Source organism: Thermaerobacter nagasakiensis, from assembly GCF_055396825.1.
Genome location: NZ_AP043740.1, coordinates 2,047,516 through 2,059,546 on the forward strand (window position 1 = coordinate 2,047,516; position 12,031 = coordinate 2,059,546).

A 12,031-nucleotide genomic window follows, 5' to 3' on the forward strand; every position below is an offset into this window, starting at 1 on the left:
CGCCCGGGCTTTGCCGGCCGCTCCCCCCGCCTGGCGGAGGACGCTACCGCCCGTGCCGGCGCCCGGCCGCTGGGGCCGCCGGGCCCCAGGGCGTACCCTGGGGCCGCCCGCTTGGCACACCGGGCGGGCTCCACCCCGGGCTCCCCGCCGGCTGGGTTCCCGTGCCCCACGCCGCCGGGGCTCCCCCACCCCAGGCGGGCGCCGGGGCCGGTGCCGGCGGAGCCGGCCAGGCGCCCGGCCCCGCGGGGCCCGGACCGCCCGGCCCGATCCCGTCGGCCGTACCGCCGGCCCCCGCCGCCGGGACTCCACCCGCCGCTGCCGGCTCGCCGGCGCGGCCGGCGCTCCTCTGCGCGATCAGCTGGTTGAGCCGCTGAACGGCCTGGGCCAGGCCCCCCACCTCGTCGATGAGGCCCTCCCGGACGGCGTCCTCGCCCACCAGCACCGTCCCGATGTCCCGGGCCAGCTCGCCCGTACGGAACATGAGCTCGCGGAAACGGTCGCGGCTGATGCGGGAGTTCTCCACCACGAAGCGGATGATGCGCTCCTGCATCTTGTCCAGGTACTCGTAGCTCTGGGGGACGCCGATGACCAGGCCCGTCAGCCGGATGGGGTGGATGGTCATGGTGGCCGTCGGCGCGATGAAGCTGACGTCCGCCGCCACGGCGATGGGCACGCCGATGGAGTGGCCGCCGCCCAGCACGATGGAGACCTTGGGCTTGGACAGCGACCGGATCAGCTCCGCCAGGGCGAGCCCCGCCTCCACGTCGCCGCCCACGGTGTTGAGGATCACCAGCAGCCCCTTGATGGCGGGATTCTGCTCCACGGCCACCAGCTGGGGGATGATGTGCTCATACTTGGTGGTCTTGTTCTGGGCGGGCAGCTGCAGGTGCCCCTCCACCTGCCCGACGATGGTCAGCACGTGGATGTCCGGCGGCGACTGGGGTACCCGGTCCGTGCCCATTTCCTTGATGTTGGCCGCCGCCTCGTCCATGGGCGGCTGGGCGGGGCCGGTCCCTCCGTCGCCTCCCGGGCCCCGGCCGGGGGTAGGGGCGGGCCCCGGCACGGGGGTGTACGGCACCGTGGTGGGCGGCCCCGGCTGGGTCGCCCGGAAGCGCTGCTCCGGTCCAGGCAAGGGTATCCCTCCTCGGCGTGTAGTATGGCCGCCGCGCTGGTCCACAAGCCCCCGGCAAAGGCACAGGCGGCGGGTCGACCCCGCCGCCTGTGGGACCCTTGTCTCACCCGTCGAGTTCCTTCCGGCCGCCCGGCCCGGCGGAAGACCCGGCAACGTCGCACGCCGCCGGCTGCCGCTGGGGCCGGCTGCCGCTGGTGCCGCCCGCGGCGGGACGGCCCTTACACCTCCAGCACGATGGGCAGGATCACCGGCCGCCGGCCCGTGCGCTCATAAAGGAACTTCCCCAGGGCGTCGCGCACCGCGGCCTTGATGGTGGACCATTCGGTGATGTCCTGCTCGTCGATGCCGTTGAGGGCCTTGACGGCCCGCTCCCGCGCCTCCGACAAGAGGTCTTCCGATTCGCGCATGTAGACGAAGCCGCGGGTGATGAGGTCCGGACCCGACACCACCTTGCGCTGTTCCCGGCTGAGCACCATGGCCACGATCAGCACGCCGTCCTGGGCCAGCTGGCGCCGGTCGCGCAGCACCACGTTGCCCACGTCGCCCACGCCCAGGCCGTCGACCATGACGGCGCCCGCCGCCACCTTGCCCCGCACCCGGGCGGTGCTGGCCGTGACCTCGAAGACGCTGCCGTTCTCGCCGATCAGGATGTGGTTGTCCGGGATCCCCACCGAGCGCGCCAGCTCCGCGTTGTGCAGCAGGTGCCGGTACTCGCCGTGGACGGGGATGAAGAACCGCGGCCGGGTCAGGTTGAGCATCAGCCGCAGCTCCTCCCGGGACCCGTGACCGGACACGTGCACCCCGGCGTGGGGACCGTATACCACCTGGCAGCCGCGCCGGAACAGGTGGTCGACGGTGCGCTGCACCAGTTTCTCGTTGCCGGGGATGGGGTTGGCCGCGATGACCACCGTGTCGCCCGGGATCAGCTCGAGCTTGCGCAACTCGCCGGTGGCGGCGCGCGCCAGGGCGGACAGGGGCTCGCCCTGGCTGCCCGTCATCAGCACCACCACCCGCTCGGGCGCCAGCTCGCCGATCTTCTCCGACGGGGTCAGGACGCCGCCGGTGTCCCGCAGGTACCCCAGCTTCATCGCCACCTCCACGGCGTTCTCCATGCTGCGCCCGATCACGGCCAGGCGCCGCTTGAACTGGGCCGCCAGGTCGAAGACCTGCTGCAAGCGGTGCAGGTGGCTGGCGAAGCTGGCGATGAGGATGCGCCCCCGCGCCTGCCGGAAGACGTTCGCCAGGGCTTCGCCCACCTGCCGCTCCGAACCCGTGACCCCGGGGCGCTCGGCGTTGGTGCTGTCCATCATGAGCACGTGAACGCCTTCGGCCCCGTAGGCCGCCAGCCGCTGGTAATCGGCTACCCGCCCGTCGATGGGCGTCTGGTCGAACTTGAAGTCCCCCGTATGGATGAAAAGGCCCACCGGCGTGCGGATGGCAAAGCCCACGGAGTCGGGGATACTATGGTTCACCAGGAAGGGCTCGACGGTGAAGGCGCCGGCCTTGACCCTCTCGCCCGGCCGGATGGCCCGCGACCGGGGGGGCAGGGCCCGCTTGTCCTCCTCCAGCTTGCGCTCCACCAGGCCCAGGGTGAGGCGCGTGGCGTAGATGGGCGCCTGGATCTCCTTCAGCAGGTACGGGATCCCGCCGATGTGGTCCTCGTGCCCGTGGGTGAGGAAGATACCGCGAAGCTTCTGCCGGCGTTCAATGAGATAGGTGTAGTCCGGGATCACGACGTCGACGCCGGGCATGTCGTCGCCGGGGAAGGCCAGACCCGCGTCGATGACGATCAGGTCCTGCTCGGTCTCGAGCACCATCATGTTCTTGCCGATCTCGCCCAGCCCGCCCAGCGGCACCATCGTGACCGCGGATCCCTTACCTTGTGCCGCGATGCTCGTCCACCTCCTGCGCCAGGCCCCGCCCCGCCCTGCGCGGCGGCCCGCAGGACGGGCAGCGGGGATACTTCGCGATTCAGCAAGAAATGCCCCGCGCCACGGCGCGGTGGCATCCCGAACCCGAATCCGCTGCCGCTATTATACCCGGCCCCGGCAAGGGGCGCCAGGGTACCGGGGCGGGCGCCGCGCTCGTCCGGCGGCCGGCGGCGCGGGGTCCGCCCGGGTCCGGACCGGGCCACCGCCCGGGCGGTGCCGCGGCGGCGGCGCCGGTTCGACCGTTCAGGCAGGCAAGAGCTCCAGCTCCACCAGCAGCCGGCGCAGGCGACCCGCCAACTCTTCCGGCATCTCCACCAGCGGCGGCCGGAACCCTCCGGCATCGAAGCCCATCCAGCGAAGGGCCGTCTTCACCGGGATCGGGTTGGCCGTCCAGAACAGGCCCTTGAACAGGGGCAGCAGCCGCAGGTGGATGGCGGCGGCCTGGTCGACCCGGCCGGCCCGGAAAGCATCGACCAGCTGCCTCAGCTCCCGCGCGACCAGGTGGGAGGCCACGCTGACCACCCCATCCCCGCCCACCGCCAGGATGGGCAGCAGCAGGCTGTCGTCGCCCGAATACACCCGGAAGGGGCGCGGCAGCAGGCGGCGTACCTCACCCACCTGGTCCAGGTTGCCGCTGGCCTCCTTCACCGCCACCACGTTGGGCGCCTGTTCCACCAGCCGGGCCAGGGTCGCCGGCTCCAGGTTGGAAGCGGTGCGCCCCGGCACGTTGTAGATCATCACCGGCAGGGACGTCGCCTCGGCCACCGCCCGGAAGTGGGCCAGCATGCCTGCCTGGGGCGGCTTGTTGTAATACGGCGCCACCAGCATGACCCCGTGGGCGCCCTGATGCTCCGCCGCCCGTGTCAAGCGGATGCTGGTGGCGGTGTCGTTGGTGCCGGTCCCCATCCAGACGAAGACCCGGTCGCCCACGGCATCCAGCACCGCCGCCAGCAAGGCCGCCCGCTCGTCTTCGGTCAACGTGGGCGATTCGCCGGTGGTGCCCGCCACCACGATGCCGTCCGAGCCGGCGTCCACCAGGCGGCGGGCCAGGGCGCCCGCCCGGGCGACGTCGAGCCGCCCCTCGCTGTCGAAGGGCGTGACCATGGCGGTGATCACCGAGCCGTAATCGGCCACCCGCGGTCCCTCCCTTCCCTGAATGACCATCTGGAACGACCTACGCTCCGCCTTCGCCCCCCGCGGCGCCGGGGGCCCGGTCCCGCTCGCCCCGGGCCGCCGTCGGCGCCTGTTCCCGCGGCGCCCGTTCGGGCCCGTCCAAAAGCGGCTCGACCGATCCCAGGCCGAAGTGCTCGTGCAGGGCGCGCACGGCCCGGCCCACGTCATCGCCGTCCACCAGGCAGGAGATGGTCATGTGGGAGTCGACGGTCAGCAGGATGGACACCCCGGCGGCCTTGAGGGCTTCCACCACCCGGGCCATGACCCCGGGGACCCCGTGCATCCCGGCGCCCACCACCGTCACCTTGGCGCACCCCGGGCGCAGCTCGGGTTCCAGCCCCAGTTCCTCCAAGGCGGCGCGGGCCTCCCCGGCCCGTTCGTCCCGCACCACGAAGGACTTGCGCCGGGGCGACACGTTGATCATGTCGACGCTGATCCCCCGGTCCGCCAGGCTGCGGAAGAGCCGCACGTTGAGCGCCTGGTCGTCCTCGGCGTCAGCGTGGAGGGTGATCTGGGTCAGCCCGGGGATGTGGGTGATGCCCGTCACCGCCCGGGACTGGCGCAGGTCGGGCCAGACCTGGTCGACCTCCCAGTGCCGGGTGATCAGCGTGCCCGGGTCGTCGCTGAAGGTGCTGCGGATGCGCAGGGGCACGTTGCCCCGCATGGCCAGCTCCACCGCCCGGGGATGCACCACCCGTGCCCCTTCGTGGGCCATCTGCACGATCTCGTCGTAGGTCGCCGTGCTCAGGGTGCGGGCCTCGGGCACCAGGCGCGGATCGGCCGTCTTGATGCCGTCCACGTCGGTGTAGATCTCCACCACCTCGGCCCGCAGGGCCACGCCCAGGGCCGCGGCGGTGGTGTCGCTGCCGCCCCGGCCCAGGGTGGTGAACTCGCGACCGTCCTCGGTCATGCCCTGAAACCCGGCGACCACCGGGACCAGGCCGCGCTCCAGCAGGCGGCGCAGGGGGGCTGGGTCAACCCGCAGGATGCGGGCATCGCCGAACTGGCCGTCGGTGACGATGCCCGCCTGGCCGCCCGTCAGGGCTACGGACTGGATGCCCCGGGCCCGCAGTTCCTGGACGAAGACCACGGCCGAAATGATCTCGCCGCAAACCATCAGCAGGTCCTGTTCCCGCTCGGCCAGCCGCGGGTGCACGCCGCGGGCCAGCTCCAGCAGGGTGTCGGTGGCGTAGGGATCGCCCCGCCGGCCCATGGCGGACACCACCACCACCGGCTTGAGGCCGTCCTGGACGGCGGCGACCACATGGCGCGCGGCCGCCGCCCGTTCCTGCGGGCCGCGTAGGGACGTGCCGCCGAATTTCTGGACGATGGTGCGCACGGTGGTCCCGTTCCTTTGACCGTGGAATGGTGAACCGTGGCAGGGTGCCGGCCGCCGCGCCCTGGGGGCGGTGCCGGCTCCTTACCCCACCGGCCCCTAGTGCCTCGAGGGGGCCCCGGCGGCGACCAGGGCCTCGGCGATCTGCACGGCATTGGTGGCGGCGCCTTTGCGCAGGTTGTCGGCCACGATCCAGAGCCAGAAGGCGCGGGGCACGGCGGGATCGTGGCGCAGCCGGCCGACGTACACCTCGTCGCGGCCTGCCACCTGCAGGGGCGTGGGATAGGCGCCGGCGCCGGGATCGTCCACCACCACCACCCCGGGCGCCGCCTGGAGAGCCGACCGCAGGTCGTCCACGGTGGCCTCCTCCCGGGTTCTCAGCCATACGGCCTCGCTGTGCCCCACCCGCACCGGCACCCGCACGGCGGTGGCCGTCACCGCCAGGCCGGGCTGCTCCAGGATCTTGCGGGTCTCGCGCACCAGCTTCCATTCCTCCAGGGTGTAGCCTTCCGCCTCGAAACGGTCGCAATGGGGCAGGACGTTGAAGGCGATGGGCTGGGGATAGACCTGGGGCCCGTGGACGCGGCCCTCCACGCCGGCCCGGACCTCCGCCTCCAGCTCGTCCAGGGCGGCGGCGCCCGTGCCCGAGACGGCCTGGTAGGTCGACACCACCACCTGTTCCAGGCCAAAGCGGTCGAGGATGGGCTTGAGCGCCACCACCAGCTGGATGGTGGAGCAGTTGGGGCTGGCGATCAGGTTGCGGTGGCGGGCCAGGGCGTGACCGTTGACCTCAGGCACCACCAGGGGAACCTCCGGATCCATGCGGAAGGTGTTGGACTTGTCGATCACCACGGCGCCCGCCCGGGCCGCCACGGGTGCCAGCTCCTTGCTGACGTCGCCGCTGGCCGCAAAGAAGGCGAAATCGACACCGGCCAGCGCGCCGGCCGTGGCCTCGCCCACCTCCCAGGTGGTGCCGCCGAACTCCACCGTGCGCCCGGCCGAGCGGGAGGTGGCCAGGGGCCGCAGCTCCTCCACCGGGAAGCGGCGCTCCTCCAGTACCCGCAGCACCTGCTGGCCGACCAGCCCCGTGGCCCCCACCACAGCAACCCGAAAGCCCATATCCTGCTCCACCCTCCTCCGTCATGGTCCCCCACGCCCCGCCGGTGCGCCGGGTCCCCGGGTTTCGCCCCGCGGCACCTTCCGCCGGCGCCTACCAAGGCGTCACCAGCAAGGGCTGGAGCTGGCGCCCCTCCAGCGCCGCGGCCACCGTCTGGGGCAACAGGTCGAAGCGTGCCGTCAGAGAGTTCGGTTTCTCGCCGGGATTATCCTGGCCAAAGGGAACGAAGTAGACGTTCCTGGTGTTGAGTAGCGTGGCCAGGTTCCGGGCGTTGAGCCCCAGGCCGTCGTTGGTCGAGATGGCCAGGACCACGGGCCGCTGGTTGCGCAACTGGGCCTTGGCCGCCATCAGCACCGCCGAGTCGCTGAAGCCGTTGGCCAGCTTGGCCAGGGTGGTGCCCGTGCAGGGTGCGATCACCAGCACGTCCAGCAGGCGCCCCGGCCCGATGGGTTCGACCTCGGGAATGGCCCGCCAGGGCGAGCGGCCCGTGACGGCTTCCAGCCTGGCCAGCCACCGCTCCGGCGTCCCGTGGCGGGTGGCTACCGTGGCCACCGAGTGGGACACGATTGGGTACACATCGGCCCCCTCGGCCACGAACCGCTCCACCCACCCCAGGACCGTGTCCAGATTGTGATGGGAAGCGCACAGCGCGAAACCCACGCGCCGTCCCTCGAGCACTGCCCGATCCCTCCCCGCCCGCGGGCCTCTTCCGCTTGGGACCCGTGTCCGGGCCCCTCATGGGCACCCTATGGCGTCCCGGGCAAGGAGGTCACCCCGGCCGGGTGGAATTGGGCTCGTTCGCGTCAGGTTTGCTGACCTGACGCCACCGCCATGACCCGTTCCGCCAGGATGCGGCCGGCCGTCACGGGGAAGAACCGGGCCGGCAGGCCCAGCTCCAGGTAGGCACGGATCTGCCGGTGGCGAGCCGCTTCCCAGTCCACGCCGCCGGGATGGGAGGCGATGTCGATCACCAGGGCGCCGGGCGGGAGGGCTTCCAGGGCGGCCGCGTCCAGCACCGGGGCGGGGACGGTGTTGAAGACCAGCTCGGCATCCCGGATGGTAGCGGCCAGCTCGTCAAACGCCACCGCCGCCGCCCCGCCGGCCGCTGCCCGGGCCCGCGACTCTTCCCGCCGGGCCACCACCGTCACCCGGCAGCCGAAGCCGTGCAGCAGCCGGGCCAGGGCCCGCCCGCAGCGCCCGTAGCCCACCACCACCGCGGTCCGGCCGCCCACCACCTGCCGGTCCAGCTGCTGGGCGCGCAGGACGGCCCCCTCGGCCGTCGGCCAGGCGTTGGCCTCGGCAAAGGCGGCATCGGTCAGGATATCGTACACGCGGCCGCCCGCGGCAGCCACCGCCGCCTCGGCGGCGGGCCCGGGCCGCCCGCCCACGTAGAGGACACCGGGCGCCAGCGGCCAGCGCGCCGGCTCGAGCCAGGCGGCGCCCACCGTGTTCATCAGGCCCACGGTAGGACCGCCCGTCACGGGCCCGACCACCACCGCCGCCCCGGCCAGCGCCTCCGCGCCGGCCCCGCCGGGCAGGCCCTCCACGGGCTGTCCCCACCAGCGCACCGCCCATCCCCGGGCGGCCAGTTCCCGGGCACAGGCCACCTGCCGCTCGTCGGTGGTGATCACCGCGGCCACTGGCATCGCCGCTGCCTCCACCCCCGTCACCCCCGCCGCCGCCGGACCGCACCACGGCCCGGCTCGCCGCCCCGGCGCGCCGGCAAGGCCACCAGTTCCTCCAGGTCGTAGACCACCCGGCCCGCCAGCTGGCGCACGTGCCGGACGGCCACCAGGACGCCGGGCACGAAGGAGTCGCGGCTCAGGCTGTCGTGGGCGATGGTCAGCACCTCGCCGCGCCCCCCCAGGATCACCCGGTGATGCGCCACCAGGCCGGGCAGGCGCACGCTGTGGACGGGTGCCGGCCGGCCCGTCACCGCCTCCAGGCGCTGCCGCAGGCGCAGGGCCGTCCCCGAAGGCCGGTCCCGCTTGCGGTCGTGATGCAGTTCGATGATCTCCAGGTCCGGCAGCAGCTCCGCCGCCAGGGCGGCCAGCTGGGCCAGCAGCATGGCCCCGAGGGAGAAGTTGGCGATGACGGCCGCGCCCAGTCCCCGCTGGCGGCAGGCTTCCTCCAGGGCCGACAGCACCTCGGCGGACAGGCCGGTGGTGCCCACCACCGGGGCCACGCCGTGTTCCACCGCCAGGCGCAGGTGCCGCTCCGCCACCGGCGCCACGGTGAAGTCCACCAGGACGTCGGCCTCCGTGCGGGCCAGCACGGCGGCCAGGTCGGTGTCCAGGGGGACGCCAGCCGGGCCGGCGCCCACCTCGACGCCCACGTCCGGGGCGCCGTGGGAGGCCACGGCCCCGACCAGCTGGACGTCGGGTTCAGCCAGGAGCCCGCGGGTGATGGCGCTGCCCGTCTGCCCGGTGGCGCCGCACACGATCACGCGCACCAATACCCATCCCTCCGCAGCCGCGGCGCCAGGGGATCCGGCCGTCCAGGGCAAGGCGCGGCATCACCCCAGGGCGCGCCGGCGGCTCCGTCCCAATCTCCTCCATTATACGCAACGCGGCGTTCCGGGGCGGGAAACCCCGGAACGCCGCGGGCTGTTCAAGGGTGCGGCAGGGCCGGCCTTGGGCCACGGCCGGGCTCCGTGCGCCTGCTCGCGGGTCAGCGGGCAGCAGGATGGGTCTTGACGTCGGCGGCGCCGTGCTGGCGGAGCACCTGGGCCACGTCGTTGACCTGGGCGTCCTCGCAGCGCACGGCACACAGGGTCTTGCCCTGCTTCACCTTGTTCTCGAACTCCCGGGCCTCGGCCTCGGGAATGCCCCAGTCCACCAGGCCACCCGCCAGGCCGCCGGCCGCCGCGCCCGAGAGGGTGGCCGCCAGAGGCCCGGCCGCCACCAGGGGACCGATGCCGGGGATGGCCAGCGCGCCGGCCGAAGCCAGGAGGCCGGCGCCCGCGCCCAGACCGGCGCCCCACGCCGTGCCCTCGCTCAGCGACTGGTTGGTGAAGGACGGATCGCCATTGCCGGCATCCCGGCCGCCCTCCCGCCGGGAGACCAGGGAGATCTCCTGCTCCTTCACGCCCCGCGCCTTGAGGGCCTCCACCGCCGCTTCCGCCTGCTGCCGCTTGTCAAAGGAACCAATGACCGTCTTGGCCAACCGTGCTACCCCCTTCCGGTGCCCGGTGCAGGGCACCCGGTGGTAGCCTGCACCCCGATTCCCGGGCTAATGCGCACCGCCCTCGCGCACGCCGGTCTCAGGGTCTGCTGCGGCTGGCAATTCCACCAGAACCAGATCTTCGCCGATGCGGCGGATGGCCGGCCACGGGATCACCAGGACCCGCCGCCCGCCGCGCCAGAAGGGGCGGGGTGGCCCGGCCAGGCGCAGCTCCACCACCTGGCCCGTGGCCGGGTCGAACACCAGGTCGGCGTCGGCCACCCGCCCCAGGCGCCGGGCGTGGGTGATGTCGATGATCTCCTTGCCCGCCAGCTGCGTCCAGCGCACGGCGCCCCGCCCCCCGGAACCCACGGTGCCCCGCCGCCCTCACCGTCCCGTGCTGCCGAAGCCCCCCTCCCCGCGGGGGGTCGGGGGAAGGCTCTCCACCTCGACGAAGTACGCGCGCGCCACCGGCGCCACCACCAGCTGGGCGATGCGGTCGCCCGGCGCGATGGTCACGGGCTCCCGGCCCAGGTTGACCAGCAGTACCTGGATCTCGCCCCGGTAGTCAGCGTCGATGGTGCCGGGGGCGTTGAGCACGGTGAGGCCATGGCGCGCGGCCCAGCCGCTGCGCGGCCGGACCTGGGCCTCGTAGCCGGGCGGGAGGGCGATGGCCAGGCCCGTGGGCACCCGGCAGGTGCCCCCGGGCGGGATGCTGACCGGTTCATCCAGCGCCGCCACCAGGTCGCAACCCGCCGCCAGCTCGGTGGCATAGCGGGGCAACTCTGCTCGGGGGTGGACGCGGCGCACCGCCACGGGCACTCCCCCCGCGGCAGCGGCCGGCTGGTGGCTGCCGCCCGTCATGCCAGCCACTCCCGCAAGGGCAAAGATTCCGCCGGCCCCACACCTGCCACGACCCAGCGGTCCGGATCCAGGAGCCGTTCCGCCGCGGCGGCCACCTGCTCGGCGGTGACCGCTTCGACCCGGCGAACCACTTCCTCTACCGTCACCACCCGGTCCAGCATCAGCAGCGTGCGGCCCAGCCGGTTCATCCGGCTGCCCGTGCTCTCCAGCCCCATCAGCAGGTTGGCCTTGATCTGGTCGCGGGTCCGGGCCAGCTCCGCGGCGGTCACACCCTCCCGGCGCACCTTGCGGCATTCCCGGCCCACCAGCTCCAGCACCCGCGCCGCCGTATCGGGGCTGGTGGCAGCGTAGAGGCCGAAGACGCCCGCATCGGAGTAACTGACATGATAGGTGTACACCGAGTAGGCCAGGCCGTGGTCCTCCCGGATCACCTGGAAGAGGCGCGAGCTGGAGGCACCGCCCAGGATGCTGGACAGCACCATCTCCGGGTAGATCTCGTCGCTCCCGTAGGCGGCTGCCGGCGCCACCACGCACAGGTGCACCTGCTCGACGGGCTTCTGTCGCCAGGCCTCGGCCGCCTGGGGCACGGGAGGCGTTTGGCGGGCCCGCTCCCCGGTCCGGGCCCAGCTGCCGAACCAGCGCTGGACCTCCTCCAACACCTGCTGGTGGCTTATGTGGCCGGCGGCGGCGATGACGGTGCGGCCGGGCTCGTAGTGCCGGCGCCAGAAATCCACCAGGGCCTCACGGTCCACGGCGCCCACCGTGCTTTCGAACCCGATCACGGGTCGGCCCAGGGGATGACCCGGCCACAGGGTCCGCACCGCCAGGTCGTGGACCACGTCCTCCGGGTCATCTTCATACATCTTGATCTCTTCCAGGATGACCCGCTTCTCCTTCTCCAGCTCCTCGCCGTCCAGCCGCGAGTGCAGGAGCATGTCCGCCAGGATCTCCATGCCCAGGCCGAAGTGCTCATCCAGCACCTTGATGTAGAAGGACGTATCCTCCTTCGACGTATATGCGTTCATCTGCCCGCCCACCCGGTCCACCGCCTCGGCCAGTTCCCGGGCGCTGCGGGATTCGGTTCCTTTGAAGGCCATGTGCTCCAGCAGGTGGGCGATCCCGGCCTGCTCCTCCGGCTCGAACCGGGACCCGGTGCGGAACCAGATGCCCAGCGTCACCGAGCGCACCCCGGGCACCGTCTCGGTGACCACCCGCAGGCCGCTGGGCAGTGTGGTGATGCGGTAGGGCGTGCCGGTCCAGGCAGCGGCCGCCGGCACGCCGTGCCCTCCGTTCATCCCCGACCTCCTTCCCCTCCC

At 73.0% G+C, this 12,031-nt stretch carries 11 protein-coding genes and 1 pseudogene; all 12 read right to left on the bottom strand.

Annotated elements, in window-relative coordinates:
- Positions 1-343 precede the first annotated feature (343 nt).
- Positions 344-991: pseudogene (locus tag ACZ5T9_RS08715) on the bottom strand (ClpP family protease); the annotation flags it as partial.
- Positions 992-1,350: 359 nt separating this feature from the next.
- Positions 1,351-2,991, bottom strand: coding sequence for a ribonuclease J (locus tag ACZ5T9_RS08720; RefSeq protein WP_464832666.1), 1,641 nt, complete (start codon positions 2,989-2,991; stop codon positions 1,351-1,353).
- Between the two features lie 315 nt (positions 2,992-3,306).
- Positions 3,307-4,197 carry a 4-hydroxy-tetrahydrodipicolinate synthase gene (gene dapA / locus ACZ5T9_RS08725; protein WP_006904916.1) on the bottom strand — a complete coding sequence of 297 codons (891 nt, stop codon included), beginning with the start codon at positions 4,195-4,197 and terminating at the stop codon, positions 3,307-3,309.
- A gap of 40 nt (positions 4,198-4,237) precedes the next feature.
- Entirely contained in the window at positions 4,238-5,575 is a 1,338-nt protein-coding gene (gene dapG, locus ACZ5T9_RS08730; RefSeq protein WP_464832668.1) for an aspartate kinase, read from the bottom strand.
- Between the two features lie 96 nt (positions 5,576-5,671).
- Positions 5,672-6,691, bottom strand: coding sequence for an aspartate-semialdehyde dehydrogenase (locus tag ACZ5T9_RS08735; RefSeq protein WP_006904918.1), 1,020 nt, complete (start codon positions 6,689-6,691; stop codon positions 5,672-5,674).
- 91 nt (positions 6,692-6,782) lie between these two features.
- Positions 6,783-7,367 (bottom strand): dipicolinate synthase subunit B, encoded by a 585-nt coding sequence (locus tag ACZ5T9_RS08740; protein ID WP_006904919.1) that lies wholly within the window; start codon positions 7,365-7,367, stop codon positions 6,783-6,785.
- A gap of 125 nt (positions 7,368-7,492) precedes the next feature.
- Complete coding sequence (locus ACZ5T9_RS08745) at positions 7,493-8,335, bottom strand: NAD(P)-dependent oxidoreductase (protein WP_464832669.1); 843 nt, start codon at positions 8,333-8,335, stop codon at positions 7,493-7,495.
- A 20-nt stretch (positions 8,336-8,355) separates the two neighbouring features.
- Positions 8,356-9,141 (bottom strand): 4-hydroxy-tetrahydrodipicolinate reductase, encoded by a 786-nt coding sequence (gene dapB / locus ACZ5T9_RS08750; RefSeq protein ID WP_464832670.1) that lies wholly within the window; start codon positions 9,139-9,141, stop codon positions 8,356-8,358.
- Positions 9,142-9,359: 218 nt separating this feature from the next.
- Positions 9,360-9,854: a DUF1269 domain-containing protein gene (locus tag ACZ5T9_RS08755; protein WP_006904922.1), complete on the bottom strand. Its 495-nt coding sequence runs from the start codon at positions 9,852-9,854 to the stop codon at positions 9,360-9,362.
- Between the two features lie 66 nt (positions 9,855-9,920).
- Entirely contained in the window at positions 9,921-10,199 is a 279-nt protein-coding gene (locus tag ACZ5T9_RS08760; RefSeq protein ID WP_040827807.1) for a YlmC/YmxH family sporulation protein, read from the bottom strand.
- 39 nt (positions 10,200-10,238) lie between these two features.
- A complete protein-coding gene (dut, locus tag ACZ5T9_RS08765; protein ID WP_464832672.1) occupies positions 10,239-10,715 on the bottom strand; it encodes a dUTP diphosphatase in 477 nt (158 codons plus the stop codon).
- Positions 10,712-12,010 carry a M16 family metallopeptidase gene (locus ACZ5T9_RS08770; RefSeq protein ID WP_006904925.1) on the bottom strand — a complete coding sequence of 433 codons (1,299 nt, stop codon included), beginning with the start codon at positions 12,008-12,010 and terminating at the stop codon, positions 10,712-10,714. Before ACZ5T9_RS08770 ends, dut begins: the two co-directional genes overlap by 4 nt.
- Between the last annotated feature and the right edge of the window lie 21 nt (positions 12,011-12,031).

Excerpts from the sequence above, each read along its gene's own strand:
- ACZ5T9_RS08720 (WP_464832666.1), bottom strand. The coding sequence starts at position 2,991 with ATGGTGCCGCTGGGCGGGCTGGGCGAGATCGGCAAGAACATGATGGTG.
- ACZ5T9_RS08735 (WP_006904918.1), bottom strand. The coding sequence starts at position 6,691 with ATGGGCTTTCGGGTTGCTGTGGTGGGGGCCACGGGGCTGGTCGGCCAG.
- ACZ5T9_RS08745 (WP_464832669.1), bottom strand. The coding sequence starts at position 8,335 with ATGCCAGTGGCCGCGGTGATCACCACCGACGAGCGGCAGGTGGCCTGT.
- dut (WP_464832672.1), bottom strand. The coding sequence starts at position 10,715 with ATGACGGGCGGCAGCCACCAGCCGGCCGCTGCCGCGGGGGGAGTGCCC.
- ACZ5T9_RS08770 (WP_006904925.1), bottom strand. The coding sequence starts at position 12,010 with ATGAACGGAGGGCACGGCGTGCCGGCGGCCGCTGCCTGGACCGGCACG.